The sequence below is a fragment of the Kitasatospora sp. NPDC048715 genome, assembly GCF_043198905.1.
Classification (GTDB): domain Bacteria; phylum Actinomycetota; class Actinomycetes; order Streptomycetales; family Streptomycetaceae; genus Kitasatospora; species Kitasatospora lactacystinica.
Genome location: NZ_JBICVH010000005.1, coordinates 328,965 through 353,065, shown reverse-complemented (window position 1 = coordinate 353,065; position 24,101 = coordinate 328,965). Strand labels below are relative to the sequence as shown.

Here is a 24,101-nt window from a genome sequence, read left to right as displayed (position 1 = left end):
CGCAGCCGGGGGTCAAGGGTCGGACGGCCCCACGGACGGGCCCGTACGACCCCGTGCGATCCGCATGCGACCCCTGTACGGCCTCATGCGCCCCGTGCGGGCCCGTACCGCTCCGACGGGGGCCCGGGCCGCGGGTCCGGCGGCTGCGGGGCGGGGCGGCGGGTGGGGCGGCTACGGGGCGGGGCGCAGGGCGAGGACGGTGACGTCGTCGCGGCTGTGGCCGCCGCTCCAGCGCCGGGCCCGCCGGTCGAGGGCCTCGGGCAGGGCGTCGGCGGGGGTGGCGGCGAGGTCGGCCAGGCCCTGTTCGACCGGGTAGAACGTGCCGGAGGCGTCCTGCGCCTCGGTGATGCCGTCGGTGAGCAGGACCAGCACCCCGTCCCCGGGCAGCGCGAAGCGCCGCACGGGGCGCGGCTCGCCGGGGGCGGCCAGGGCGGCGAGGCCGAGCGGGATGCCGGCGTCCAGGGGGACGGGCTCCACGCGGCCGTCGGCGTGCAGCAGGTAGGGGGAGAGGTGGCCGCAGTTGACGGCCCGTACCTCGGTGGCGGAGCCGTCCCCTTCTCCGGTCCTGGCCCCTTCGCCGGTCCCGTTCCCGGTGCCGTTCCCGTTCCCGGTGCCGGTCCCGTCCGGGCCGCCGACGCACAGCACGGTGGCGGTGACGAACCGCTCCTGCTCGCCGCTCTGCACCGCGTACGCGTTGTGCCGCTCCACCGCCGCCTCCAGGGCGTCGGCGACGGCGGGCAGCCGCGCCTCGCGGAAGGCCGCCTCCCGGAAGGCGCTCAGCACCGCGAAGCCCGTCCCGATCGCGGGCAGGCCCTTGCCCTGGACGTCGCCGACCAGCACCCGGGTGCCGTGCGGGGTCTCGGCGACGTCGTACAGGTCGCCGCCGACCATGGCGTCCTCCTCCACCGGCCGGTACAGCCCGTCCAGGCGCACGTCCGGGGTGGTGACGGGCAGCGGGCGCAGCAGCTGGCGCTGGAGGGCGACGGCGCTCTGCCGCATCCGCGACAGCTGCCGCTCGCGCCGCACCCGCCGCGCGCACAGGCCGATCACGGCAGCCTCGGCGGCGACCACGCCCACCAGGGTGCCCAGCCGGGCCGGCAGGTCGCCGGGCGGGACCACCAGCGAATGGAGCACGACCACGGCGGTCACCCACACCGAGACGGCCACCGTCTGGGCGATGGTGCCCAGACCCGCCATCAGCGCGGGCAGGAACACCAGCAGCAGCACCAGGCGGGAGCTGGTGCCGCTGGCCGCCTGGACCAGCAGCACGGCGGCGGTGGCGGCCAGCACGCCGAGCACCACCGTCCGGTTGGCGGGGGCGCGCGGGGCGGCGGGCTGCTGATCCTTGCGGTCCACCCCTGCCGTCCTCTCCGCCGCCCGGCCGTCCCTCCAGGGTGGTCGGCGCGGCGGGGCGGGCGCGAGCGGGCTGCGCCGGGCGGGGGACGGCGACTGTCGGCGGCGCTCGGTACGGTGGCCGGTGTGTCCTCCCCGTCCACGCCCCCGCCCCCGTCAGCGCCAACGCCGCAGCCTGTGCCGCCGTCCCCGCCCGTGCCGCCGTCCTCCCGTGCGACCCCGGCGGGCCGGGTGCCGATCGACGACCTGGTGCGGCTGCGCCGGGCCCGGGACCGGATGGACCGCGAGTACGCGCAGCCGCTGGACGTGCCGGCGCTGGCCCGTACCGCGCTGATGTCCTCCGGCCACTTCTCGCGCAGCTTCCGCACCGCCTACGGCGAGACCCCGTACAGCTACCTCATGACCCGACGGATCGAGCGGGCCAAGGCGCTGCTGCGGCGCGGGGACCTGAGCGTGACCGAGGTGTGCATGGCGGTGGGCTGCACCTCGCTGGGCTCCTTCAGCACCCGCTTCACCGAGCTGGTCGGGCAGAGCCCCAGCGCCTACCGGGCCGGCGACCACGAGCCGGGCGCGGCGATCCCGGCCTGCATCGCCAAGGTCCGCACCCGCCCGGTGCGCCGCGCCGAGGCCAAGGAGGCCAAGGAGGCCAAGGAGGCCAAGGGGACGAAGGGGGTCAAGGGTGCTGAGGACGCCGAGGGTGCCCGGCGGGACGGCGGCCCCGGCGCTCCCGTAGCGTGACGCGCATGAGCATCGAACTCGCGCAGTGCTTCATCGCCGTCGACGACCACGACCGGGCGCTCGCCTTCTACCACGACGTCCTCGGCTTCGAGGTGCGCAACGACGTCGGCTTCGAGGGCATGCGCTGGGTCACCGTCGGCTCGCCCGACCAGCCCGGTGTGGAGATCGTCCTGGAGCCGCCGCTGGCCGACCCGCACGCCTCCGAGACCGACCGCCGGGCCGCCGCCGAACTCCTCGCCAAGGGCCTGCTGCGCGGTGTCATCTTCCGCACCGACGACTGCGACGCCACCTTCGAGCGGCTGCGGGCGGCCGGCGCCGAGGTCCTCCAGGAGCCGATGGACCAGCCCTACGGGGTGCGCGACTGCGCCTTCCGCGACCCGTCGGGCAACATGCTGCGCTTCAACCAGCCGCGCACGAGGTAGCGGCCGGCCGGCGGCCTGTGCGGCCTGTGGCGGCCCGGGGCGGGTCAGACGGGCTGGAGCCGGGTGCGCAGCAGGCAGAACTCGTTGCCCTCCGGGTCGGCCAGGACGTGCCAGGCGGCGTCGGCGGGCTGGCCGACGTCGACCGGCTCGGCGCCGAGGGCGAGCAGCCGCTCCAGCTCGGCGTCCTGGTCGCGGTCGGTGGGGTTGACGTCGATGTGCAGCCGGAGCTTGCCGGGCCTCGGCTCGCTGTTGGGGAGGAAGAAGAGGGTGGGCTGCGGGCCGCCGAAGCCGGTGCCGGGCGGCCCGATCTCGATGGTGCCGCCGCCCTCGCGGCCGACTTCGACGTAGCCGAGGACCTCGCTCCAGAACGCGGCGAGCCGCTCGGGGTCGGCGGCTTCGATGACCAGTTCGCTGATGCGGCATGCCATGGTCCGTCAGCCTACGTCGATCATGTCGCGGCGCAAGGGGATTGATCCGCCCGCCCGGACGACGGTACGCCTCCGGGGCCGGAGGCCGATGCGTGGGGATCCCGATCCCGCTCGACCTCGAAGGGCCCGACGGGTCCGCGGACGCCTGCCCGCGGGCCGGGCGGCGCGCGGGGGCGTTCGCGCAGGCGGACGGCCCGGCGCGCACCCCGGTGCGGCACGATGGGGCGATGGAGAGCACTCGACAGACAGTCAGTTCCGGCTCGCCCCTCGAACCGCGGATCGGTTTCTCCCGGGCCGTGCGCAAGGGCGATTACGTCGCGGTCGCGGGCACCGCCCCGATCGGCGAGGACGGCGCGCCGGTCGGCCAGGGCGACGTCCACGCCCAGACCGTCCGCTGCCTGGACATCGCCGAGGCCGCCCTGCGGGAGGCGGGCGCCACGCTCGCGGACGTCGTGCGGACCCGCATCATGCTCACCGACATGAGCCAGTGGCGGGAGGCGGCGCGCGCCCACGGCGAGCGCTTCGCGCAGATCCGCCCGGTCACCACCTTCGTGGAGGTGTCGCGTTTCATCGACGAGCGGTGGCTGGTGGAGGTCGAGGTGGACGCGGTGATCGGCTAGCGGGCCGACCGGGCCGACCGGGCCGACCGACCGGGGCGGCGGCGCTACGGGCGGGGCCGCCGGACGGTGGTCGGCCGGTGGGGGAATGAACCGCGGGATGGGTGCTGTTGTCGCAGGTCGAGATACCCCCACCCGTATTTTTTCGGGCATCCGGCACCCCGGACACCCGAGAACGGAGCCCCCGTGAACCGCCCCGCCGAAGCCGTACGGCCCGCCGCCCCGCCCCCCGACGCCCCCGCGAGCGGCGGCGCCCCCGAGGGCGGCCGACCCGGGCCGCTCGGCCGCCTCGGCGTCTGGTCCACCCGGCACTTCAAGGCCGTCCTGGTCGGCTGGCTGATCGTCGTCATCGGCCTCGGCGCCTTCGCCCCCAAGGTCACCACCGCACTGTCCGGCGCCGGCTGGCAGGCCAACGGCTCCCAGTCCGTCCAGGTCCGCGAACTCGCCGAGCAGCACTTCGCCGGCAACGCCTCCTCCGCGATCCAGATCGTCGTCGCCGCCGACCGCCCCGTCACCGACCCGGCCGTCCAGCAGGTGATCACCGCGGCCGGCGACCTCGCCGCCGCCGACCCCCGGGTCTCCACCGTCATCGCCCCCCAGCCCGGCGCCACCATCAGCCCCGACGGCCGCACCGCCGTCCTGCTCGCCGGTGCCAAGGCCTCGCCCGACGACATGGTCCGCGCCGCCGACGACCTCAAGGAACCCCTGGGCGCCCTGTCCACCGACGGCGTCGGCGTCCACGCCACCGGCGCCTCCGTCCTGTGGAGCGACTTCAACAAGGCCAACCACGACGCCATGATGAAGTCCGAGTTCATGTCCTGGCCGGTCACCCTCGCCATCCTGGTGCTCGCCTTCGGCTCCCTCGTCGCCGCCGGCCTGCCCCTGCTGCTCACCATGGCCGGCCTCGCCGCCTCCGCCGGCTCCCTGGTGCTGATCAGCCACCTCTTCCCGGTCTCCGTCTGGGCGATGAACTTCGCCATGATGTTCGCCCTCGCCCTGGGCATCGACTACGCGCTCTTCCTCGTCGTGCGCTTCCGCGCCGCCCGCCGGGCCCGCACCGCGCGCGGCACCGCCGGGGCCGCGGACGCCGTGCGCGCCGTCGCCGAGACCATGGACACCGCCGGCAAGGCCGTCCTGCTCTCCGGCGCCACCGTCCTGATCAGCCTCTCCGCCGTCATGCTCGTCCCCTCCCCGGCGTTCCGCTCGATGGCCGGCGGCATCATGCTCGCCGTCCTCTTCGTCCTCGCCGCCACCCTCACCCTGCTGCCCGCCGTCCTCGGCCGGCTCGGCCACCGCGTCGACGCCCTCGCCCTGCCCCGGTCCAGGTCCGCCCGATCCGACACCTCCGCCTCCCCGCGCTTCGCCGCCTGGGGCGAACGCCTGTGGAAGCACCCGCTGCGCTACGGCGCCCTCGCCCTCGCCGCACTGATCGCCCTCGCCGCCCCCGTCATCGGCCTGCGCACCGCGATGCCGTCCATCACCGTCCTGCCCGAGGACGCCAGCGCCCGCGCCGGCTACACCGCCGTCCAGCAGGCCTTCGGCCCCGGCGCCCCCGGCACCCTGCAGATCCTCACCCCCACCGACCGGGCCGCCGACGTCACCGCCCGGGTCGCCGCCACCCCCGGCATCGCCGCCGCCATGCCCGCCCAGCCGGCCGCCGACGGCTCCGGCTGGTCGATGATCCAGGCCGTGCCCACCGTCGACCCCTCCAGCCCCGACCTCTCCGGCACCGTCCACACCCTGCGCGCCGAACTGCCCGCCGACACCATGGTCGGCGGCGCCGCCGTCGAGAACCTCGACCTGCAGCACCTGCTCACCGAGAAGACCCCGCTGGTCATCGGCGTCGTCATGGCCCTCGGCTTCCTGCTGCTGCTCGCCGCCCTGCGCGCCCCGCTGATCGCCGCCCTCGGCACCGCCGCCAGCCTGCTGTCCACCGGAGCCGCCTTCGGCGTCGCCCGCCTGGTCTTCCAGGACGGCCACGGAGCCGGCCTGCTGGGCTTCACCCCGCAGGGCTTCCTCGACGGCTGGGCACCGGTGTTCTTCTTCGCGATGATCTTCGCCATCGCGATGGACTACACCGTCTTCCTCCTCGCCTCCGCCAAGGAGCACTACGAACGCACCGGCGACCCCAAGGCCGCCATGACCGGCGCCCTGGCCCACTCCGGCCGGGTCGTCTTCGCCGCCGCCGGCGTCATGGTCGCGGTGTTCTTCACCTTCGCCCTGTCCGGCCCGCTGCCGCCCAAGGAGATGGGCATCGTGCTCGGCACCGCCGTCCTCCTCGACGCGGCCCTGGTGCGGCTCGTCCTGCTGCCCGTCCTGCTGCGCCTGACCGGGCACGCCGCCTGGCACACCCCGCGCCGGCTGGACCGGGTGCTGCCGCGGATCACCTTCTCGCACGACTGACGGGCCACCCGCCCCGCGCACCGGCGCCCCGGCCCCCTGGTCGGGGCGCCGGCGCGCGGGCGCCGGGCCGCCCTACCGGCCGCGCCGCAGCGCCCCCAGCACCGCCGACAGGTCCTGCTCGGCGATCTCCGGGTGCGCCAGCAGCACCTCGCGGGCCGCCGCCAGCACCGGGCCGCCGCCCGCCAGGGCGAGGTCCTTGGCGGCCAGCCGGACCGGAAAGTCCGACTCCGTGCCGAACGCCCGGGCCGCCACCCCCGCGAGCGGCCCGGCCGACAGCACCTCCCGCGCCTGCTCCTGCGGCACGCCCAACTCCTCGGCCACCGCCAGGACTTCGCCCAGGGCGGTGACGCAGGCGACGATCGCGCCGATCACCACCACCTTCAGCGCCGCGCCCGAGCCCGGGCCGCCGCAGCGCCGCACCCGGCCCAGCTGCTCCAGGACGGGCTGCGCGCGGTCCAGGTCCGCGTCCTCGCCGCCCGCGAAGACCGTCAGACCGCCGGTGGCCGCCGGGCCCGTGCTGCCCAGCACCGGGGCGTCCACCAGGGCGACGCCGTCCGGCAGCCCGGCGCGCAGGTCGGCGGTCGCCCGCGGGCCGATCGAGGACATGTCGATCCACAGCGCGCCCGGCGCCAGCTCCGCCGCGCACCGCCCGGCCACCTCGGCGACGGCCGCCGGGTCGGACAGCATGGTGACGACGACGTCCGCGCCGCGCACGGCCTCGGCCGGGGTGGCGGCCTCGGTGACCCCGGCCAGGTCCTCGGCGCGGCCGGGGGAGCGGTTCCAGACGGTCAACGGGTGCCCGGTGTCGGCGAGTCGGCGGGCCATCGGCAGGCCCATCCGGCCCAGTCCCAGAAAAGCGGTCTTCTTCATGGCCGCCACGCTAGGCAGCCATGAGCCAGGCGACAAGCGAATGTCCGGCATGGTAGTCATGCGCAATGGACATGGCTTGGCTGGACGTCTTCCGCACCGTCGCACACCTGGGCTCCTTCACCGCCGCCGGCGAGCGCCTGGGCTACACCCAGTCCGCGATCTCCCGCCAGATCGCCACCCTGGAAGGGGAGTTGGGCACGCCGCTGTTCGACCGGCTGGCGCGCGGCGTACGGCTGACCGAGCACGGCCGCGCCCTGCTGCCGCACGCCGAGGCGATGCTGCAACGGCTCGACGCCACCCGGCGCGACCTGACCGCCCTCACCGAACTCACCGCGGGACGGCTGCGGGTGGGCGCCTTCGACAGCGCCAACGCCGACCTCGTCCCCGGCGCCCTCGCCGCCTTCCGCGCCGCACACCCGGACGTGGAGATCGGCCTCACCGAGGGGCTGGCGGCGCACCTGCTGGACCTGCTCGCCGAGGGGGCCGTCGACCTCGCCCTCGTCGCCTCGTACACCGAACCCGCCGACGACGGCGACCGCTTCGACTTCCGCCCGCTGATGGACGACCCGGTGCTGGTCGCCCTCCCGCGCGGGCACCGCCTCGCCGGACGCCGCCGCCTGCGGCTGGCCGAACTCGCCGACGAACCCTGGATCGCCGCCCGCCGCCACGCCGAATCCACCCTCCTCGCCGCCTGCGTCCGCAGCGGGTTCCAGCCCCGCATCGAGTACACCGTCGGCGCCTGGACCGCCAAACTCGGCCTGGTCGCCGCCGGGTTGGGCGCCACCCTGATCCCCTCCCTCGCCGCCCGCGTCGGCCGCCCCGGCATCGCCCTGGTCCCCCTGCACCCGGACGACACCCCGGTCCGGCAGGTGTACACGGTGACCAGGCGCGGGCAGCGGGTGCCGCCGGCGGTGGCGGCCTTCGAGGCGCTCCTGCGCGAGGGCGCCGGTTAGCGGCGCAGGGCGAGCACGGCCGGATGGCGGGGCCGGGACTGCAGGGTCGGGCGGAAGCCGCCCACGCGGAACTCCGGGAACGGGCGAGGGGGCCGCTGTGCACGCGCATCGGCTCAGCAGACGGTGTCCGCGGTCGGCAGTGCCCCCGTCGACAGATAGGCGTCCACCGCCGCGTTCGCGCACGCGTTGTAGGCGTTGAGGTAGAGGGTGTGGACGCGGCCCGGGACGGTCACCAGGCGGGAGCCGGGCAGGCGGGAGTGCAGCGCCAGGGCGCCCTGGTAGGTCGCGTGGGTGTCGCCGGTCGCGTGGAGCTGGAGGGCGGGGACGGCGTTGCGGACCTCGACGGGCGGCTCCAGCGGGGCGCTGCGCCAAGCGGCGCACGGGACGGGGGCGTTGTAGACCGGGCCGAAGACCGGTTCGGCGGCGCGGGAGCGCTCGACGGCGTCGCGGTACCAGGGGGCCGAACGCGGCATCGCCACGTCGTCGCACAGGATGCCGAGGGCGGACGACAGGCCGGCGCCGGCCTCCGGGCCCGGGGCGAGGAGCATGGTCAGCAGCTGGTGCAGGGCCGGGCCCGCCTGGACCGGCCGGCCGTCGGCGGCGTCCAGCAACTGCCGCAGCACGTCCGCGCACAGGGCGCCGTCGCGGTCGTCGCTCAGGCAGACCGCGAGCAGCACCGGCAGCAGGGCCCCGTCGAGCCGGAAGCCGTCGACGGCGATCGGCGCCGCCTCGGCCCGGCGCACCAGCTGCTCGACGGTGGCCCGCACCGCCGCCGGGGTGGCGCCCAGGTGGTAGGCGCCGTCCTGCGGCGCGGCCCAGGCGGCGAACTCGTCCAGGGCGCGCTCGTTGGCGCCGGCCATGTCCTGGAACGCCCCCATGCCGTACCGCGCCGGGTCCAGGGCGCTGTCCAGCACCAGCCGGTCGACGCGCTGCGGGAACAGCTGCGCGTACACCGCCCCCAGCATCGCGCCGTAGGACTGCCCGAAGAAGGAGGTCCGCTGCTCGCCCAGCGCCGCGCGCAGCACGTCGACGTCCCGGGCGGTGTTGCGGGTGGTCAGGTGGGGCAGCAGATCGGGGTGCTTGTTCCAGCAGGCGTCCGCGTCGGCCTTGGCCAGGCGCCAGGCCTGCTCGAAGCCCGCCCGGCCGGTGCCGGCCGAGCGCAGCCACGTGCCGCGGGTCAGGCCGCAGTCCGGGCTCCCGGCGCCGACCCCGCGCGGGTCCATGCCGACGATGTCGTAGGCCGCCGCCGTCCCGGGGGCCAGCTGCTCCCGCAGCGCGACCGGCATGTCCAGCCCGCGGTCGCCGGGGCCGCCGGGGTTGGTCTGCAGGACGCCCCGGCGCTTGGCCGGGTCCGCGGACCTGATCCGGGAGACGGCCAGGGACAGGGTGCGGCCCCGCGGCTCGCGGTAGTCCAACGGCACGGTCAGGGAGGCGCATTCGGCGCCGGCGGCGGCCAACTGCGGCTCCTGGCAGGCGGCCCAGGCGAGCGGCTGGCGGCGGTAGGGCTCCAGCTGATCGGCGCCGGCCGAGGAAGCGGAGGCGGGGGCGGCGAAGGGCGCCGAGGGAGCGGAGGAGGCGGGGACGGCTGCGGTGAGCACGGTGGCCGCGGACAGGGCGAGGGCGGTGGCGAGCGCCGGTGCGGTCTTCATATCGGCCAGCCTAGAAGGGAGTTGGCCGCAACCGGGGATCCGGCCCCCCGATCCGCCTTGACCTCAAGTCGGCTTGAGGTCCTACGGTCGGTCGCGTCCTGACGATCAGTCGATCGTCGATCGGCCGAAGGAGCACCGGACATGACGATCAAGACCTACGAACCGCAGATCATAGCCGCCCAGCCCATCGGGGCATGGACCGGCGAGGTCTACCGCCGCCTGGTGGTGGACGGCCTGCGCGAACAACTGGCGGTGGAAGGCCTCACCCAGCCCCACTGGTGGACGCTCAACCACGCGGCCGGCCGCCCCGGCGGATGGACCCGCACGACCCTGACCGAGCGGCTCACCCCCTACGACGACCAGGACACCGCCTTCGACACCGTCTACGACGACCTGATCGCCCGCGGCTGGCTGACCGAGGACGCCGACGGCGCCCTCACCCTCACCGAGGAGGGCGAGGCCGGCCGCCTGCGCGCCCGCGAACGCAACCTGAGGATCAGCGAACGCGCCCACCAGGGCATCGACACCGACGAGTTCGTGACCACCATCAACGTGCTGCGCCGCATGGTGGCGAACCTGGGCGGCAACGGCAACCTCCCCGACTGACCACCCCCGACCGACCGCCTCCGACCGAGCGCCCCAGCAGGACGGTACGGGCCCGTTCGCAGGACGGAATTGACCCATGGAAACGATCGCCGATTGCCACCCGATCGGCGGTCTTTCCACTCATAGGCTGGTCACATGACGACGACGAAGAACACCGCCGCCCCCGTCCTGACCCGCTGCGCCGAGGCCGAGACCTGCACCGATCCGAGCTCCACCATGACCCTGCTGGCCGACTCGGCCCCGGAGGAGGGCGGCTTCACCGTCTACCGCTCCACCTTCGCCGCCGGCGCCCCCGGAGCACCCGCCCACTTCCACACCCGGGCCTGGGAGTTGTTCTTCGTGATCAGCGGTTCGCTGCGGGTGCTGGTCGGCGAGGAGGTCTCCGTGCTGGGCGCGGGCGACTTCCTCGCCGTGCCCCCGCACACCCCGCACGCCTTCGCCGCGGCCCCCGGCGCCGAGGCCGACGTGCTGTGCGTGTTCACCCCCGGCATGGACCGCTTCGACTACCTGCGCCTGCTGGGCAGCGTCATGCGCGGCGAGAGCGACCCGGGCGCGATCGCCGCCTCGGCGGAGCGCTTCGACAACCACTACGTGGACAGCCCGGCCTGGCGGGCGGCCCTGGCGGGCGACGGCGCCTGAGCCCCGCACGCCGCCGCCCGACGGGTCCGGGCCACCCGACGGCTCCGGTCCGCTCGACGGGCCGGGCCCGCCCGGGTGTGGAACGGTGGTAGCCCGGGAGTGTCCCGGTCGCGAGAGGAGTGGCCATGTCGTCGAAGCGCCGACGCAAGAAGAAGGCCAGGGCCAGGCGCGGGGCCAACCACGGCCGCCGCCCCCAGTGCTGAGCCGCGGCTGAACGGGTGAGGCGCGCCCGGACGGCCTTCCCGGCCGCTCCGGGCGCCGCCCGAAGCGCCCTTGCCCCCGGAGCCCCGGCTCAGAGCCGCCCGCGTCCCAGGAAACCGCCGCGCGCCACCTTGTGGTACTGGCAGTAGCCGACCCAGTTCGCACCGAACGCCAGCTCCAGGACCACGCCCCGCCCGTCCGCGCGGACCTCGCTCAGCAACTGCGCCGCGTCCACGTCCGCCGGCGTCTGCTCGAACACGTAGAGCCGGTTGATGTACGGGCCCGCCGGGATCGGGTCCCGGTTGGGGATGCCGTCCCGGTCCCAGGTCAGCGTCGCGCCGGGGCTGGACAGGCAGGGGGACTGCATCCGCCGGCCGTCGGCGTCGACTCCGCCGTCGCGGTGCCAGCGCAGCGCGTGGTCGAGGCTGCCGGCCGGGTCCGGCCCCTGGCCGTGGGCCTGCCACGGGGCCACGTCCGCCGCCTCGATCCGCCGCAGGGCGTCGAGGACGTCGAGGACGTCCCCGGCGTCCTCCCGGACGACGAAGTAGGCGCGGGCGTAGATCCGGCAGACCAGCAGGGTGTCCCGGGGGTGGTCCAGGCCGTAGGAGGACGGGAGGGTGGACTGGTCCAGGACCTGGGTCAGCACGTGCTCGACCCCCTCCACCGCCCCCAGCGCCTCGACCAGTCCCCGGATCCGCTCCCGCTCCGCCGCCCGGGCCGCCCGCGCCGCCGGCGAGTCGATCAGCTTCAGCCTGCGCCGCTCGGTGGGCCAGTGCATCGCCCGCAGCGACTGCACACCGTTGAGGACCGGGTTCACCAGCATGACGACGAGGTGGACGAGGCTCGTGGCCACGTCCTTCAGCAGCTTCTTCACCAGCAGGGGGTCCTCTCGGGTCGCACACGCGTCTGCGCCCCACACCCTGTCCCGCCCGCACCCGGCCCCGCAATCCGCGCCCGTACTCAACTCCCCTCCGTGCCCGGCCGGTTGCCGAGCGCGTCCACCGCCGGCCGCCGGGTCGATTCGGAGCAGCCGTGCCGCAGCGGCCACCGGTTCGCCGCCCCGCCGCCGGGGCGATCGTCGGCGGCGTGGCCTACGGTGGCGCCATGGACGAGTACGCGGTGCCGGTCCTGCCCAGCCGGGACCTGGACGAGACCCAGGAGTTCTACGCCCGCCTGGGCTTCGAGCCGCGCGGGCGCTGGGACGGCGAGGACGGCTACCTGATCCTCGTCCGGGGCACGGTCGAACTGCACTTCCGCCACGACCCCGGGGTGGACCCGCTGTCCACCGCCGCCGGTTGCTACCTGCAGGTGCGGGACGCGGACGCACTGCACCGCGACTGGGCCCGGCTCGGCGTGCCCACCGACCCGGCCACCGGCAGCCGCCTGACCCCGCCCGCCGACACCGCCTACCGGATGCGGGAGTTCGCCTTAGTCGACCGCAGCGGCAATCTGCTGCGGATCGGCAGCCCGCACGGGCCCCGGTAGGCCCGGGCCACGTCCGTACGGCGACCCGTTCGCGAGGGCCCGCGCGCGCTCAGGGGCTCGCGGGCTCCGCGGGCCGGCCACCGGGGGCCGGCGACGGCGTGCGGGAGCGGCTTCGCAGGCCGGTGACGACGAACCACAGGCAGGTCAGCAGGGCCATGGCGGAGAACGTCGCGATGAGCAACTGGGTGTCGGGCATGTCGTCGTCGGGGTAGTGGGTACCCAGCACGCGGGCCGTCGCCGGGTGGTCCGCGGCCACCTCCAGGGGAACGGTCACGCCGACGGCCGGGTGGGCGCCGGCGCGTCCGAGCCGCCACGGCCCGGGCGGGTCCACGGAGTTGAGCGAACGGACGCCCATGTGATCGCGCGTCGGTGCGCGTCGGTGCATGTCGGTACGCGCCAGCGCCGTCAGCGCGGGGCCACGGTGGTCGTCACGCGGACGAGCGAGGGCCGCCGCGGGGTGGAACCGAAGCCGAACCGCACCGGTGCGACCGGTGCGAGCGGGCCGAGCCGTCGGCCGTCGAGCACGGCGGTCACCGCGGTGACCGCGTGGAGGTCGCGGACGCCGTACCACTCGCGCCGGCCCCGGCCCGCGGTGCCGCGGGTCCGCACGCCGAGCAGGAGCCGGGCGAGCGGGTCGGTCAGCGCGGTCCAGCCGGGCCGGGCCGCGATCGGCCCGGGCACCGCCCTGAGCGCGAGCCCCAGAACGCCGCGCCGCCCGGTGGTGAAGCGCAGGTCGAGCGGGCCCGCCGTGACCCGCCAGCGCGTCGCGCCCCGCTGCACCGCGACCGGTACGACCCGCACCCGGTCGAAGGCGTACGTGTCGGCGATGAACTCCGCCGTCCCCTCGGTGGGCGCCAGCAGGATCCGGGTGCCGTCGGCGTGCTCGACCATGACGTCGGAGAACGGCCCGAACGGCGAGGCCGCCCAGTGGCCCACGACCACGCGCGTGCCGGAGGCCGTGCCGATGCCGGCGATCCAGCCGTCGAAGCGCAGCCGGCGCGGGCCCGCAGGGCCCCGGGCGGTCGCCGGGCGACGGGCCCGGGCCGTGTGCGACGGATCCATCGCTCCTCCTCGCACGCCCGGCGGGCCGCCTGCGGCATCCATCCTCGACGGCCCCCCGGGCCGTGTCCACGCGGGACCGGACGGCGCCCGGGGGAGAGGGGCCGGCACCCGGGCCGCCTCCGCCCCGCGGTCGGGGCCGCCGTCCGTCGGCCGACCCCGCGGCCGACCGAGCGGCCGACCGGCGACCGACCGAGCGGCCGACCGGCGACCGACCCCGCCCGGTCGCGCGAGAAGGGCCGAACCGGCCTGCTACACCGTGCCGTTGGTCCGCAGGGCGGCTGCCGCGCGGACTCGCCGGCGCAGGAACAGGGCGGCGCGGTCCAGCGCCTCGTCCGCCTCGTCGAGGACGCCGGCGAACGCCTGGAACACGTGCGGCACGTCGGCGGTGACGTCGAGGACGACGTCCACGCCCGCCGCGTTCGCCCGGGCGGCCAGGCGGGTGGAGTCGTCCAGCAGCATCTCGTTGCCGCCGACCTGGAGCAGCATCGGGGGGAAGCCGGTCAGGTCGGCGCAAACGGCCGGGCTGAGCAGCGGCTGGTGCGGGTCGGCCCCGGCGAGGTACATGGCTCCGGTGCGTTCCAGTCCCGCGCGGGTGAAGACGGGGTCGACGCCCTCCCTGGTCTCCATGCTCGCGCCGCTGCGGGTCGCGTCGAGGCCCGGGGAGAAGGCCAGCAGGGCGGCGGGCAGCGGCAGGCCCGCGTCCCGCGCGGCGAGGCAGGTGGTGACGGCCAGGCCACCGCCGGCGGAGTCGCCCGCGAAGACGACGGCCGAGGGGTCCTCGCCCCGGTCGAGCAGGGCGCGGTAGGCGCTCAGGGCGTCCTCGATCGCGGCCGGGAAGGGGTGCTCGGGGGCGAGCCGGTAGTCCAGCGAGTACGCCCCGAGGCCGGTCCTGGCCACGAGGTTCCCGGTCAGGGAGAGGGCGGTCCCTGGCGAGCCGAAGACCCAGCCGCCGCCGTGGAAGTAGAGGATCGTCCCGGCGGCGCCCGGGGCCGCCCGCTCTCCCGTGCCGGGCCCGCCGATCGGCTCCACCCGCAGGGCGGGGCGGCCGCCGAGCGTCGTCGGGGCGGTGCGGATGCTGTCGTGGGGCACGATCATCCGGGCCATCAGCTCCCGGAATCCGGCCCGGATCTCCTCGACCGACCGGGGCCCCGCGGGGCCCTGCTGCCGCAGGAACCCGTCGACCCGGATGCGCTGCTCCCTGCTCATGGGCGTGCTCCTGCCGTAAGTAGCTTCCGGTACACTATATGCCGTGGAATATACATCGAGCGGTGACCGTGCCGAGGCCGGGCTCCCCGGGCTCTTCGCCGACCTGGTCCGGTGCGAGACGCGCCTGTACAACGCCCTCGGCGACCGCCTGCGCGAGCGGCACGGGATCGTCCTCTCGCAGTACGAGTTCCTCGGCTACCTGCGCGACCACCCGGGCTGCCGAGTGGCGGACATCGCCGCCGAGTTCGCCATCGGCGTCGGCGCGACCAGCAAGGGCGTCGACCGCCTGGAGAAGCTGGGATGGGCGGCCCGCCGGCCCAACCCCTCGGACCGCCGGTCCTCGCTGCTGGACCTCACCGACGCCGGTGCGCGGCTCGTCCGGGACGCCGAGCGGACCTACACGGGCGGCCTGGCCGAACTGCTCGGAGGCGCCCTCGACGCCCCCTCGCTGTCGGCGGTCGCACGGGCCCTGTCGACCCTGCGGTCCGCCCTCGAACGCGACCGGGTCGGCACGCCCACCGGCTGACCGGAACCCGGCCGCTCCCGGCGCGACCACCCGCCCGCCGCTTTCGGAGGCCCCCGACGCCCGTGGTCGGGCGGGCGACCCCGGGTCGGGCCTAGGACTCCAGCCCGTTACGCCGCCCCGGCGTCCCGCCTACGGTCCTTTCCCGTGGACACGACAGGGATTCTGGACGAAGCGCTCCAACGACTGCACACCTGCGGGCCCGAGCGGCTCGGACGGCTCACCAACCACGCGCCGATGGCCGTCGAGGCCCTCACCGCCCGCGGACAGGCTCGGTCGGTGCACCGCTGGCTCGACCTCTACGCGCGCAAGCTGGAGGACCTCCCGCCCCGCGTCGAGCCGGTGACGGTCGCCAACTGGCGCACGGCGCTGGGCGACCCGAGGCGTGCGGCCGACTGGATCGGCCACTTCGAGCGGGAGGTCGCCGAGCGTCCCTGGCGCGAGGTGCTGGCCCGGTGGTGGCCGCGGCTGCTGCCCGGCCTGTACGGCGGGTCGACGCACCCGGTGATCCGGGTGGGCCATGCGGTGCGCACGCTGCTGGCCGGCGAGGCCACCGGGCCGCGCCTGGCGGAACTCGCCCACGGCCTGGGCTACTGGGCGGCCCGCCACCGAACCGTCGCGGTGCCCGACCGCCTGCCGGGCGCCGCCTCCGCGGCCGCCGCCCTCGACGCGGTGCCGGCCGTCGACGTCCGGGACGGGGGCTTCCCGGCGAGGCTCGGCCGCGTCACGGCCCTGCCGGTGTGGGCCGCGGCCGAGGCACCGTACCCGGGGGAGGTGCCCGGCCGCCTCGCCGAACTGGTACGGGCGGCGACCCACCGCTACGCCACCCACGGCCACGGCGAGGAGACGATGCTCGTCCACGCGGCCACGGCCCCCAACGCCGTGCTGCGCACGCTGCCCGCGCTCCCGCGGGCACTGTGGCCGGCGAGCCTGCGGGCGGCCTGGACGGCCTCGGCGGCGGTGACGGCGATGTACGCGCCCGCCGCGCCGGCCGGGTACGTCCCGCCCGGCGCGTTCACCCCCGAGGAGGTCTTCGAGCGGGCGCTGGCGCACGGCGACGAGCACGTCATCAAGCTGACGGACACGGCCCTGGACGTCGGCGACGCACCGGCCCTGACGGCTGCCCTGCGCGCCATGGAGCTGAGCGCCCCGCTGGGATGAGGCGTACGGCGCGGGGCCGCCGGAACCGCCCGCCGGAATCGCCCGCCGGGACCGTCGTCGGAATCGACGGCGTGAACGTGTACATGAGGGGCGGCAACTCCCCGACGGCGCCTGCCGCATGCCTTCCGAACGCCGACCCCGACGCCCGCGCGACCGTCGCGCACAGACCGGCACCTCACCGCCTCCACCGCGAAGGAGTCCTGACCATGCGGAAGTTCATCCTCGATCTGGTCGAGCGCACCGTCGCCACGTACGCCGCGGCGTTCCTCGGCCTGCTGCTGGCCGACAGGTTCGACCTCACGTCGATCAGCTCACTCAAGGCGGCGGCGGTCGCGGCGCTGCCGGCCGCACTGACCGTGCTCAAGGGGGCGGTGGCGACCCGCGTCGGCGACTCGACCTCGGCCGCCCTGCTGGGCCGCCCCCGCGAGTAGCCGGACCGGCCGGCGAGGGGCGGGACGCGCCACCGGGCGCCCCGCCCCTCGCGCCGGGCCTGCCCGGTGCCGGTCGGCTGACAGCGCGGACGGTGAGCTGCCGGTGGGATGCGAGTGGCCCGAGGGAGCGTGGGAACCGGGCGGGACCGGCTGCGATGCGCGGGTCCGCCCGTACCGCCGGACCACCGCGCCGAGTTCCAGGAGCCCGCCATGCCCTCCCAACCCCAGCCCCAGCACCGGCCCCAGCCCCAGCGCAGGCCCAGGCCCGGCCCCGGCCCCAGGCCCGGCGCCAGGATTCGCCGTGGGACGTCCACCGGCTGCCCCGCGCCGAGGGGAGGAACGTCCTGGTCACCGGCGGCAACGCGGGCATCGGGTACTTCGTCGCCGAGCAGCTCGCCGCCGCCGGGGCCACGGTCGTCCTCGGCAGCCGCGACCGGGCGAGGGCCGAAGCGGCGATCGCCTCCATCGGCTCGCGCGTCCCCGGGGCCAGGGTGGAGCACCTGCCCCTGGACCTGGCCGACCTCGCCTCGCTCGGCCCGTCCGTGGACGCGCTCGGGCTGGACCGGCTCGACGCGGTCGTCCACAACGCCGGCGTGGCGCTCGACCACCCGCCGCGCCGCGAGACCGTCGGCGGCCACGAGCTGATGTTCGCCACCAACCACCTCGGGCACTTCGCGCTGACCCACCACCTGGCACCCCTGCTCGCGGCCGCCCCCGGGAGCCGGATCGTCACCACCGGCAGCTTCGCCGCCAAGTCCGAACGCCTGGACCTCGACGACCTCCAGAGCACGCGCGACTACCGGCCCAAGCGCTCCTACGCGCGCTCCAAGCTGGCCCAGATGCTCTTCGCCCTCGAACTCGACCGCCGCCTGCGCGCCGCCCGCAGCACGACGCTGAGCGTGCTCGTCCACCCCGGCGGCGCGCTCGACTCCCTCACCCCCTCGCGCCCGCCCGTCCACGTCCGCACCACCGGCGAGCGGCTGCGCCACCTGCCGCTCGGGCTCGTCGTCCAGGGCAAGGACGCCGCCGCGTGGCCCGCCGTCCGGGCCGTGCTCGACCCGGCCGTGCGCGGCGGTCAGCTGTGGAGCCCCCGGGCGTTCGGGCTGCGCGGCACGCCCAGGACCGAGCCGCTCTGGAACCACCTGGCCGACACCGCGACCGCCGCGCGGCTGTGGGCGGCCAGCTGCGAGCTGACCGGTCACGACCCGACGCCCGCCCCATGGAGTGCCGCCCACTGAGTGCCGCACGCGGCAAGCCGCCCCGGCCGCCGCCGGAACGCAGAGAGACCGCTCGGGCCACCAGGGCCGGGCGGTCTCTGCTGTTCGGGCGGACCCATGCGCCAACACGGCCCGCTGCCGATGTTCCCGAGTTGTTGGAGTGCACAGCGCCCCGGGTTCCGGACCCGCGGGTCCGGGTGACGCCGCTGCAAATCGTCACATCCAGCCAGGACGGCTCACAAGGGCATGCTGCACAAAGGCGCATCAAAATCCGGTTTCAGTTCGTTGAACTGTGCGTTTCTGATAGGGCGTTCACGAGATTGCGGCCAGGGGCCGGGACCGTGGCGCATCAATCTTCGCGATGTTCACCGAACCGATTGGGATTCACCCGTACGCCTGACAGAGTGTGTGCCCACCGGGCACACAGTGCGACGCCAACCGCACAAGTGCCCGCCAGTTGGAGTGGACAGTGATATGGAGGACTCCTCGATGGCGAGGAAGCGGAACAAGCGCGCCCACACCCCTACCCACTGCGCGGCGGCGGAACCGGTACCGCCGCGCCCGCGCCCGTACCGGCCGCTCGCGGCCGGTGAAGCGGCCGTGGTCGTCGTCGTGGTCGTCCTGACGGTCGCGCTGGCCGCCGCCCTGGTGGCGACGGGCATGTCGGCCGGGGTCGCGCTCGAACTGGCCACGGGCGGATGCCTGTTGGCCGCGAGGCTCCGACGGGAGCGGGCCTAGGAAGAGCGCCTGCCCGAGATGGGACGCCGAGAGAATCCGATCGGGGCGACCGAGCCGGCGCTGGGCCGGCTGGCCGTCTGGCTGCGGGAGCAGCGCGAGCAGGCCGGGTTGACGTACCGTCAGCTCGCCGCTCGGACCAACTACCACCCCACCACCCTGCAACGGGCCGCCGGCGGGCGCTCCGTACCGAGCTGGAAGGTCGTCGAGGCCGTCGTGCGCGAATGCGGCGGCGACCTCAAGACGGCCCGGCGCAAGTGGGTCCAGGCCAACTACTGGGCCCACGTGCCGCGCCCCTCGGGCAGCCGGCGGCTGCGCGCACCCCGGCGGGTCGACCCCCAACAGGTCGACTCCTTCGCGGACCTGCGCCGGGCGATGCACGAGATGCGCCGCAAGGCCGACTGGCCGTCCCTGCGGGAACTGGACCGCCGGGCCCGCGACCGGGGCGGACGCCTGCCCTCCAGCACGCTGGCCCTGGTCCTCAAGGGCGAGGCCCCGCTGCGCAAACCCGTCTTCCTCGCGTACATGGAGGTCTGCGGGGTCAAGGAGGCCCGCCGCGCCCTGTGGGCGGCGGCCTGGGACCGGACGAACAACGCCCGCACCCCGCTGCCGGTCAACTCGCGCACGTACCACAGCGAGTTCGTCCGGGCCATGCAGTCCTCCAGCGCCGGCACCCCGACGGACATCCTGTTCCGCCTGTGGGCGACCCTGCGCACCAGCCTCGCCGCCGAACGGGGCGAGGGCCCCGGCCACCCCGCGGCGGCGGGCCGCGAAGGCACCGACGACAACCCGTCGGTGCTCGTGTGACCCGGTCCGCGGCCGGGACGCGCCACCCGCGCCCCGGCCGCGGACCGGGCACCCGCCGCGGACCAGCACCCACCCGCGCCACCTCGGGACACCACCATGCCGACACCACGACGCCGTTCGGCAGCCCCCGGGCCCGCCCTGGGCCTGTGGGCGCTGCACGACCTGCACCTGCGCCACTACCTCGACTACGCCGAACTGCTCCTGCCGCCCGCCGACGCGCCCCTGGCCGTCCGCGCCGCCTTCGAGGAGCTCGGCGGCCACTGGCTCGACGCCCTGTCCACCGCCAGCCCGGCCGCCTGCGCCTGGCAGGCGGTGCGCCGCCGGGTCTGCACCCTGGCCGGCCCCCGGCCGCTGGGCCCGGTCGCCCACCTCACCGCCGCCCAGCAGGACGTCCTGCTGCTGCACCTGGTCCTCGACCTGTCCGCCGCCGAGATCGCCGCCCTCACCGGCACCGAACCCGCCGCCGTCCACGTCCAGCTCCGCTCCCTGGCCGCCGCCCGCCGCTGACCGGGCCGGTCCCGGCCGCCGCTTGCCGAGAGCCCGTCAGGGGCCGGGGCGCCGTGCGGGTCACGGGGCCGGCGGGTAGCCGCGGGCGTGCACGAGGTCGCGGGTGAGGCGGGTGAAGGCGCGGGCGGCGGCGCTGCGGTAGGCGCCCTCGCGGTGCAGGAGGGTGACGGTGCGGGTGGGCAGGGGAGGGTCGAGGGGGACGGGGGCGAGGTGGGGGTGGTCGTGGGCGAGGGCGTCGGGCAGGACGGTGGCCAGGTCGGTGCGCCGGACGATCTCGGTGAGGGCCTGGACGGAGTTGGCCTCGACCGTGATCCGCGGGGCGGCCCGGTGGCGGGCGAAGTAGCCGTCGATGTGCGCCCGGGTGGCGAAGTCGCCGCTGAGCAGGGCGAGTTGTTCGCCCTTGAGGGCGTGGACCGGTAGCGGGTCGGGCAGCGTCCGGGCGCGCGAGGTGCCGGTGACGAGGCTGAGGGTCTCGGTGAACAGCGCGGTGGCGGCGATGCCGGGCGGGTGGGTTCCGGCGAAGGCGATGCCGAGGTCCAGGTCGTCGGCGAGCAGCGCGGCCTCGATGCGGTCCTGGGTGGTCTCCGTCAGGGTGAGGCCGACGCCGGGGTGGCGGGCGTGGAGCTCGGCGGTGAGCGGGCCGACCAGGTAGGCGGTGAAGGTGGGGGTGACACCCAGGCGCAGGTGGCCGCGGGAGAGGTCCTGGACGTCGTGGACGGCGCGTTCGGCGGCGGCCAGGTCGCGCAGCGCGCGCCGGGCGTGGTCGGTGTAGACGGCGCCGGCGTCGGTGAGCCGCACGGTGCGGCCGGTGCGGTCCAGCAGCTGCACGCCCAGGGTCTTCTCCAGCTGCCTGATCTGCTGGGAGAGCGTGGGCTGGGAGATGTGCAGCTCCTCGGCGGCGCGGGTGAAGTTGCCGTGTTCGGCGACGGCGAGCAGATAGCGCAGGTGACGCAGTTCGGGAGCGGCCATGGAACAGACTATAGACGCGACCAATGGCTTCCATGCCCGACAGCTCTTGGACGCTATAGGCACAGGTCATGCATGGTGGATCTCACCGGCCCACCGGGGCCGGCCACCACCCGAAGGGAGTGACCAGTGCAGGACCTCACCGACGGCGTCGCCCGTTTCCAGCGGGACGTCTTCCCGGCCAAGGCGGAGCTCTTCGCCCACCTGGCCACGCACCACACCCCGGACACCCTGTTCATCGGCTGCTCCGACGCCCGCGTCGTCCCCGAGCTGATCACCGGCACCGAGCCGGGCGACCTGTTCGTCATCCGCACCGCCGGCAACCTGGTGCCCGCCCACACACCCGAGGCCGACGGCGTCGCGGCCAGCATCGAGTACGCCGTCGCCGCACTCGGCGTGCGGGACATCGTCGTCTGCGGCCACTCCGCCTGCGGCGCGATGACCGCCCTCGCCGAGGGCCACGACCTCAGCGGCGCCCCCGCGGTCGCCACCTGGCTGCGCCACGCCGACGCCTCCGTGGCCCGCACCTCCGCCGACGGCGACGTCCCCGCCCTGGTCCGCCAGAACGTGCTCGCCCAGCTGGCGAACCTGGCCACCCACCCCTCGGTCGCCCGCGCCCTCGCCGGGGGCGGGGTCGCCCTGCACGGCTGGGTCTACGACATCCCCACCGGCCGCGTCGAGGTCCTCACCGCCGGCGCCCCCGTGCTCGCCGCCTGATCCCCCCACCCCCCGTACCCCCTCGCGTCGCCCCCGTCCCGGGATGACGCGGACCCCTCGCAAGAGAAGGACAACCGCCATGGTGCACGCCCAGTTCAACCAGAGCGCCCGCGAGGCGCTGGCCGACGCCGCCGTCGAGGCCAAGATCCGCAAGGACCTCTCCTGGAAGCGGATCGCCGAGGCCTCCGGCCTGTCGGTGGCCTTCACCACCGCCGCCGTCCTCGGCCAGCACCCGCTGCCGGAGGAGTCCGCGAAGGCCGTGGCCGAACTGCTCGGCCTGGACGAGGACGCGGCGCTGCTGCTGCAGACCGTCCCGCTCCGCGGCTCGATGCCCAACCGCGTCCCCACCGACCCGACCATGTACCGCTTCTACGAGATGCTCCAGGTCTACGGCACGACCCTCAAGGCCCTGGTGCACGAGGAGTTCGGCGACGGCATCATCTCCGCGATCAACTTCAGGCTCGACGTGCGGAAGGTCGCCGACCCCGAGGGCGGCGAGCGCGCGATCATCACCCTGGACGGCAAGTACCTGCCGACCAAGCCCTTCTGACCGGCCCTTGCGGCCAAGCCCCCGCCGATCGGGGGGCGGGCCGGGACCCCCGGCCCGCCCCTTGCCCTCCGTCCCTTCCCCCGGCCCCTTCCCCCCGCTCCCGCCCCGGAGGCCCTGATGGACTTCGTCCAGCGCACCATCGACATCGCCCGCCAGAACGTCACCGAGGGCGGCCGCCCGTTCGCGACCGTCATCGTCAAGGACGGCGAGATCCTCGCGGAGAGCCCCAACAGGGTCGCCCAGACCGGCGACCCCACCGCCCACGCGGAGATCCTCGCCATCCGCGAGGCCTGCACCAGGCTCGGCACCGAGCACCTGACCGGCACCACCGTCTACGTGCTCGCCCACCCCTGCCCGATGTGCCTGGGCTCGCTCTACTACTGCTCGCCCGACGAGGTCGTCTTCCTCACCACCCGCGACGCCTACGAGCCCCACTACGTCGACGACCGCAAGTACTTCGAACTGGGCACCTTCTACGACGAGTTCGCCAAGCCGTGGCAGGAGCGCAGGCTGCCGATGCGCCACGAACCGCGCGAGGACGCCGTCGAGGTGTACCGCCTCTGGCAGGAGCGCAACGGCGGCGAGCGCCGCGTGGCGGGCGCCCCGCGCCCCCAGGGCCCCGAGCGGGACTAGCATCGAGCCGTGATCGTATGGCTCAACGGCACCCACGGCGCGGGCAAGACGACGACCGGCGCACTCCTGCCGCCACTGATTCCGGATGCGCGGGTGTTCGACGCCGAGAAGGTCGGCGAGACCCTCATGGACATCACGCCGGGGCTGCCCCGGACGGACAACTTCCAGCACTGGCCGCCGTGGCGGCAGCTCGTGGTCGAGACCGCCCACCGGGTACTCGACTACACCGGCGGCACCCTGGTGATGCCCATGACCGTCCTGGTCGAGCGGTACTGGCGGGAGATCAGTGCGGGCCTCGCCCGACACGCCATCCCGGTACGGCACTTCGTCCTCCACGCCGACCAGGAGACCCTCCGCGGACGGATCGAGGGGGACACCGTCCTCGGCCCCTCCTCCTTCCGCCTCAGGCACCTCGAACCCTACGCCGAGGCGGCCCGCACCTGGCTGCACGCCGAGGCCGAGGTCCTCGACACCACCCACCTCACGCCCGCCCAGGCCGCCCGACGGATCGCGGCGGCCGTCACGGGCCGGGGCCCCGCCCGCCCCGCCGTTGAGCCGGGGGCCGGGTCGGGGCCGTAGACGTGGAAGGGGCGCCCTCTGCCGGAGCGGGCGCCGCGGCGTCAGGAGGCAGGCGTGCTCAGGTTCCACGGAGCATGGCGGATCACCGTCGTCGGCAGGAGCGCCGACTTCGACCAGCGGGCCGTCGTGCGCGGCGCGTACGGGCTGCGGGTGCTGCCCGGGCGGGTCGGCGCCACCATCGAGGTGGACGAGGAGAGCTGGACGCTGTCCCTGGAACACCACCTGTGGGGCCGCAGCTGGCAGCCCAACCTGCGCACCACCCCCGGACCGGTCACCGAACACGGCGGCCTGCGCAGCCAGTTGCTCACCAGCAACGACTGCCACTGGCCGGGCAAGCCGCTCGACTACGTCAACTTCGTGCTGCGCCTGGACCAGGCCGTCACTCCGGCCGTCACCCAGGCCGTCACCCGGACCGCCGCGCCGGTGCGCGCCGCCCGTCCGCTGGAGGCGCCGATCGCCGCGCCCGTCCAGGCCGTCCGCACCTCCTCCTCGGGCTGGCCCGAGGTCGGGCCCGCGACCGGGCCCGAGCGCGAACGCGAATGCGAACGCACCGCCCCTGAGCGCGGCACCGCCCCCGCGGCGCCGTCGGTGTCGCCGCGGGAGAGCGGGCGGCCCGCCTGGTAGCCCGACGGCGCGAGCGGGG

The 24,101-nt window shown here is 75.5% G+C and carries 29 protein-coding genes; 20 read left to right on the top strand and 9 right to left on the bottom strand.

Going from position 1 to position 24,101, the window contains the following annotated elements; translation table 11 throughout:
- Positions 1-171 precede the first annotated feature (171 nt).
- The gene (locus ACGFSC_RS12600; protein WP_359906598.1) at positions 172-1,356 is read right to left on the bottom strand and encodes a PP2C family protein-serine/threonine phosphatase; all 1,185 of its coding nucleotides are present in this window, start codon (positions 1,354-1,356) and stop codon (positions 172-174) included.
- Positions 1,357-1,629: 273 nt separating this feature from the next.
- Between ACGFSC_RS12600 and ACGFSC_RS12595 the strand changes: the two genes are divergently transcribed.
- Together ACGFSC_RS12595 and ACGFSC_RS12590 are read left to right on the top strand one after the other, a co-directional pair.
- Positions 1,630-2,091: a helix-turn-helix transcriptional regulator gene (locus ACGFSC_RS12595; RefSeq protein WP_359906649.1), complete on the top strand. Its 462-nt coding sequence runs from the start codon at positions 1,630-1,632 to the stop codon at positions 2,089-2,091.
- Positions 2,092-2,096: 5 nt separating this feature from the next.
- Positions 2,097-2,513 (top strand): VOC family protein, encoded by a 417-nt coding sequence (locus tag ACGFSC_RS12590; RefSeq protein ID WP_359906595.1) that lies wholly within the window; start codon positions 2,097-2,099, stop codon positions 2,511-2,513.
- A 44-nt stretch (positions 2,514-2,557) separates the two neighbouring features.
- Here ACGFSC_RS12590 and ACGFSC_RS12585 read toward each other — a convergent pair whose 3' ends face one another.
- Positions 2,558-2,941: a VOC family protein gene (locus ACGFSC_RS12585; RefSeq protein WP_359906592.1), complete on the bottom strand. Its 384-nt coding sequence runs from the start codon at positions 2,939-2,941 to the stop codon at positions 2,558-2,560.
- A 92-nt stretch (positions 2,942-3,033) separates the two neighbouring features.
- Here ACGFSC_RS12585 and ACGFSC_RS12580 point away from each other — a divergent pair, with 92 nt between their 5' ends.
- The gene (locus tag ACGFSC_RS12580) at positions 3,034-3,561 is read left to right on the top strand and encodes a RidA family protein (RefSeq protein WP_359906590.1); all 528 of its coding nucleotides are present in this window, start codon (positions 3,034-3,036) and stop codon (positions 3,559-3,561) included.
- A gap of 183 nt (positions 3,562-3,744) precedes the next feature.
- Entirely contained in the window at positions 3,745-5,961 is a 2,217-nt protein-coding gene (locus ACGFSC_RS12575) for an MMPL family transporter (protein ID WP_359906587.1), read from the top strand.
- A gap of 72 nt (positions 5,962-6,033) precedes the next feature.
- Here ACGFSC_RS12575 and ACGFSC_RS12570 read toward each other — a convergent pair whose 3' ends face one another.
- Positions 6,034-6,831 carry an NAD(P)-dependent oxidoreductase gene (locus ACGFSC_RS12570; protein WP_359906584.1) on the bottom strand — a complete coding sequence of 266 codons (798 nt, stop codon included), beginning with the start codon at positions 6,829-6,831 and terminating at the stop codon, positions 6,034-6,036.
- A 65-nt stretch (positions 6,832-6,896) separates the two neighbouring features.
- On the opposite strand from ACGFSC_RS12570, the gene ACGFSC_RS12565 reads away from it, so the two are divergent.
- On the top strand, positions 6,897-7,784 hold the full coding sequence (locus ACGFSC_RS12565; RefSeq protein ID WP_359906581.1) for a LysR family transcriptional regulator: 888 nt from the start codon (positions 6,897-6,899) through the stop codon (positions 7,782-7,784).
- Between the two features lie 113 nt (positions 7,785-7,897).
- Here the strand turns inward: ACGFSC_RS12565 and ACGFSC_RS12560 are convergent, their stop codons facing one another.
- Positions 7,898-9,433, bottom strand: coding sequence for an alpha/beta fold hydrolase (locus tag ACGFSC_RS12560; RefSeq protein ID WP_359906578.1), 1,536 nt, complete (start codon positions 9,431-9,433; stop codon positions 7,898-7,900).
- A 141-nt stretch (positions 9,434-9,574) separates the two neighbouring features.
- Between ACGFSC_RS12560 and ACGFSC_RS12555 the strand changes: the two genes are divergently transcribed.
- On the top strand, positions 9,575-10,039 hold the full coding sequence (locus ACGFSC_RS12555; RefSeq protein WP_359906575.1) for a MarR family transcriptional regulator: 465 nt from the start codon (positions 9,575-9,577) through the stop codon (positions 10,037-10,039).
- Positions 10,040-10,174: 135 nt separating this feature from the next.
- Positions 10,175-10,678, top strand: coding sequence for a cupin domain-containing protein (locus tag ACGFSC_RS12550; RefSeq protein WP_359906572.1), 504 nt, complete (start codon positions 10,175-10,177; stop codon positions 10,676-10,678).
- Between the two features lie 292 nt (positions 10,679-10,970).
- Here the strand turns inward: ACGFSC_RS12550 and ACGFSC_RS12545 are convergent, their stop codons facing one another.
- Positions 10,971-11,753 carry a hypothetical protein gene (locus ACGFSC_RS12545; protein ID WP_359906569.1) on the bottom strand — a complete coding sequence of 261 codons (783 nt, stop codon included), beginning with the start codon at positions 11,751-11,753 and terminating at the stop codon, positions 10,971-10,973.
- A 230-nt stretch (positions 11,754-11,983) separates the two neighbouring features.
- Between ACGFSC_RS12545 and ACGFSC_RS12540 the strand changes: the two genes are divergently transcribed.
- On the top strand, positions 11,984-12,364 hold the full coding sequence (locus tag ACGFSC_RS12540) for a VOC family protein (protein WP_359906566.1): 381 nt from the start codon (positions 11,984-11,986) through the stop codon (positions 12,362-12,364).
- A 49-nt stretch (positions 12,365-12,413) separates the two neighbouring features.
- Here the strand turns inward: ACGFSC_RS12540 and ACGFSC_RS12535 are convergent, their stop codons facing one another.
- The 3 genes from ACGFSC_RS12535 to ACGFSC_RS12525 all read right to left on the bottom strand — a co-directional run bounded on the left by ACGFSC_RS12535 (position 12,414) and on the right by ACGFSC_RS12525 (position 14,632).
- Positions 12,414-12,719 (bottom strand): hypothetical protein, encoded by a 306-nt coding sequence (locus ACGFSC_RS12535; protein ID WP_359906563.1) that lies wholly within the window; start codon positions 12,717-12,719, stop codon positions 12,414-12,416.
- Between the two features lie 50 nt (positions 12,720-12,769).
- Positions 12,770-13,426: a hypothetical protein gene (locus ACGFSC_RS12530; protein WP_359906560.1), complete on the bottom strand. Its 657-nt coding sequence runs from the start codon at positions 13,424-13,426 to the stop codon at positions 12,770-12,772.
- Positions 13,427-13,675: 249 nt separating this feature from the next.
- On the bottom strand, positions 13,676-14,632 hold the full coding sequence (locus ACGFSC_RS12525; RefSeq protein ID WP_359906557.1) for an alpha/beta hydrolase: 957 nt from the start codon (positions 14,630-14,632) through the stop codon (positions 13,676-13,678).
- Between the two features lie 43 nt (positions 14,633-14,675).
- On the opposite strand from ACGFSC_RS12525, the gene ACGFSC_RS12520 reads away from it, so the two are divergent.
- The 7 genes from ACGFSC_RS12520 to ACGFSC_RS12490 all read left to right on the top strand — a co-directional run bounded on the left by ACGFSC_RS12520 (position 14,676) and on the right by ACGFSC_RS12490 (position 20,013).
- The gene (locus ACGFSC_RS12520) at positions 14,676-15,158 is read left to right on the top strand and encodes a MarR family transcriptional regulator (RefSeq protein WP_359906554.1); all 483 of its coding nucleotides are present in this window, start codon (positions 14,676-14,678) and stop codon (positions 15,156-15,158) included.
- Between the two features lie 144 nt (positions 15,159-15,302).
- Positions 15,303-16,316 carry a questin oxidase family protein gene (locus tag ACGFSC_RS12515; protein ID WP_359906551.1) on the top strand — a complete coding sequence of 338 codons (1,014 nt, stop codon included), beginning with the start codon at positions 15,303-15,305 and terminating at the stop codon, positions 16,314-16,316.
- Between the two features lie 206 nt (positions 16,317-16,522).
- Complete coding sequence (locus ACGFSC_RS12510; RefSeq protein WP_359906548.1) at positions 16,523-16,747, top strand: holin; 225 nt, start codon at positions 16,523-16,525, stop codon at positions 16,745-16,747.
- Between the two features lie 155 nt (positions 16,748-16,902).
- A complete protein-coding gene (locus ACGFSC_RS12505; RefSeq protein ID WP_359906545.1) occupies positions 16,903-17,985 on the top strand; it encodes an SDR family NAD(P)-dependent oxidoreductase in 1,083 nt (360 codons plus the stop codon).
- A 468-nt stretch (positions 17,986-18,453) separates the two neighbouring features.
- Positions 18,454-18,702: a hypothetical protein gene (locus ACGFSC_RS12500; RefSeq protein ID WP_359906542.1), complete on the top strand. Its 249-nt coding sequence runs from the start codon at positions 18,454-18,456 to the stop codon at positions 18,700-18,702.
- Positions 18,703-18,720: 18 nt separating this feature from the next.
- Positions 18,721-19,506, top strand: coding sequence for a helix-turn-helix transcriptional regulator (locus ACGFSC_RS12495; protein ID WP_359906539.1), 786 nt, complete (start codon positions 18,721-18,723; stop codon positions 19,504-19,506).
- 96 nt (positions 19,507-19,602) lie between these two features.
- Entirely contained in the window at positions 19,603-20,013 is a 411-nt protein-coding gene (locus tag ACGFSC_RS12490) for a sigma factor-like helix-turn-helix DNA-binding protein (RefSeq protein WP_359906537.1), read from the top strand.
- Positions 20,014-20,073: 60 nt separating this feature from the next.
- Here the strand turns inward: ACGFSC_RS12490 and cynR are convergent, their stop codons facing one another.
- Positions 20,074-20,982: a transcriptional regulator CynR gene (gene cynR, locus ACGFSC_RS12485; RefSeq protein WP_359906534.1), complete on the bottom strand. Its 909-nt coding sequence runs from the start codon at positions 20,980-20,982 to the stop codon at positions 20,074-20,076.
- A 126-nt stretch (positions 20,983-21,108) separates the two neighbouring features.
- On the opposite strand from cynR, the gene ACGFSC_RS12480 reads away from it, so the two are divergent.
- From ACGFSC_RS12480 to ACGFSC_RS12460, 5 genes are all read left to right on the top strand, one after another.
- A complete protein-coding gene (locus tag ACGFSC_RS12480; protein ID WP_359906531.1) occupies positions 21,109-21,696 on the top strand; it encodes a carbonic anhydrase in 588 nt (195 codons plus the stop codon).
- A gap of 79 nt (positions 21,697-21,775) precedes the next feature.
- The gene (cynS, locus tag ACGFSC_RS12475; protein WP_359906528.1) at positions 21,776-22,246 is read left to right on the top strand and encodes a cyanase; all 471 of its coding nucleotides are present in this window, start codon (positions 21,776-21,778) and stop codon (positions 22,244-22,246) included.
- A gap of 117 nt (positions 22,247-22,363) precedes the next feature.
- Complete coding sequence (locus ACGFSC_RS12470; protein WP_359906525.1) at positions 22,364-22,879, top strand: nucleoside deaminase; 516 nt, start codon at positions 22,364-22,366, stop codon at positions 22,877-22,879.
- A gap of 9 nt (positions 22,880-22,888) precedes the next feature.
- A complete protein-coding gene (locus ACGFSC_RS12465) occupies positions 22,889-23,458 on the top strand; it encodes an ATP-binding protein (protein WP_359906523.1) in 570 nt (189 codons plus the stop codon).
- Positions 23,459-23,512: 54 nt separating this feature from the next.
- The gene (locus ACGFSC_RS12460) at positions 23,513-24,082 is read left to right on the top strand and encodes a hypothetical protein (protein ID WP_359906520.1); all 570 of its coding nucleotides are present in this window, start codon (positions 23,513-23,515) and stop codon (positions 24,080-24,082) included.
- Positions 24,083-24,101 lie beyond the last annotated feature (19 nt).

Coding starts and splice junctions, on each gene's coding strand:
- ACGFSC_RS12535 (WP_359906563.1), bottom strand. CDS start 12,719: ATGGGCGTCCGTTCGCTCAACTCCGTGGACCCGCCCGGGCCGTGGCGG.
- ACGFSC_RS12565 (WP_359906581.1), top strand. CDS start 6,897: ATGGACATGGCTTGGCTGGACGTCTTCCGCACCGTCGCACACCTGGGC.
- ACGFSC_RS12505 (WP_359906545.1), top strand. CDS start 16,903: ATGCGCGGGTCCGCCCGTACCGCCGGACCACCGCGCCGAGTTCCAGGA.
- ACGFSC_RS12510 (WP_359906548.1), top strand. CDS start 16,523: ATGCGGAAGTTCATCCTCGATCTGGTCGAGCGCACCGTCGCCACGTAC.
- ACGFSC_RS12550 (WP_359906572.1), top strand. CDS start 10,175: ATGACGACGACGAAGAACACCGCCGCCCCCGTCCTGACCCGCTGCGCC.
- ACGFSC_RS12570 (WP_359906584.1), bottom strand. CDS start 6,831: ATGAAGAAGACCGCTTTTCTGGGACTGGGCCGGATGGGCCTGCCGATG.
- ACGFSC_RS12530 (WP_359906560.1), bottom strand. CDS start 13,426: ATGGATCCGTCGCACACGGCCCGGGCCCGTCGCCCGGCGACCGCCCGG.
- ACGFSC_RS12500 (WP_359906542.1), top strand. CDS start 18,454: ATGGCGAGGAAGCGGAACAAGCGCGCCCACACCCCTACCCACTGCGCG.
- ACGFSC_RS12540 (WP_359906566.1), top strand. CDS start 11,984: ATGGACGAGTACGCGGTGCCGGTCCTGCCCAGCCGGGACCTGGACGAG.
- cynR (WP_359906534.1), bottom strand. CDS start 20,982: ATGGCCGCTCCCGAACTGCGTCACCTGCGCTATCTGCTCGCCGTCGCC.
- ACGFSC_RS12595 (WP_359906649.1), top strand. CDS start 1,630: ATGGACCGCGAGTACGCGCAGCCGCTGGACGTGCCGGCGCTGGCCCGT.
- ACGFSC_RS12490 (WP_359906537.1), top strand. CDS start 19,603: ATGCCGACACCACGACGCCGTTCGGCAGCCCCCGGGCCCGCCCTGGGC.
- ACGFSC_RS12495 (WP_359906539.1), top strand. CDS start 18,721: ATGGGACGCCGAGAGAATCCGATCGGGGCGACCGAGCCGGCGCTGGGC.
- ACGFSC_RS12560 (WP_359906578.1), bottom strand. CDS start 9,433: ATGAAGACCGCACCGGCGCTCGCCACCGCCCTCGCCCTGTCCGCGGCC.
- ACGFSC_RS12525 (WP_359906557.1), bottom strand. CDS start 14,632: ATGAGCAGGGAGCAGCGCATCCGGGTCGACGGGTTCCTGCGGCAGCAG.
- ACGFSC_RS12585 (WP_359906592.1), bottom strand. CDS start 2,941: ATGGCATGCCGCATCAGCGAACTGGTCATCGAAGCCGCCGACCCCGAG.
- ACGFSC_RS12470 (WP_359906525.1), top strand. CDS start 22,364: ATGGACTTCGTCCAGCGCACCATCGACATCGCCCGCCAGAACGTCACC.
- ACGFSC_RS12555 (WP_359906575.1), top strand. CDS start 9,575: ATGACGATCAAGACCTACGAACCGCAGATCATAGCCGCCCAGCCCATC.
- ACGFSC_RS12590 (WP_359906595.1), top strand. CDS start 2,097: ATGAGCATCGAACTCGCGCAGTGCTTCATCGCCGTCGACGACCACGAC.
- cynS (WP_359906528.1), top strand. CDS start 21,776: ATGGTGCACGCCCAGTTCAACCAGAGCGCCCGCGAGGCGCTGGCCGAC.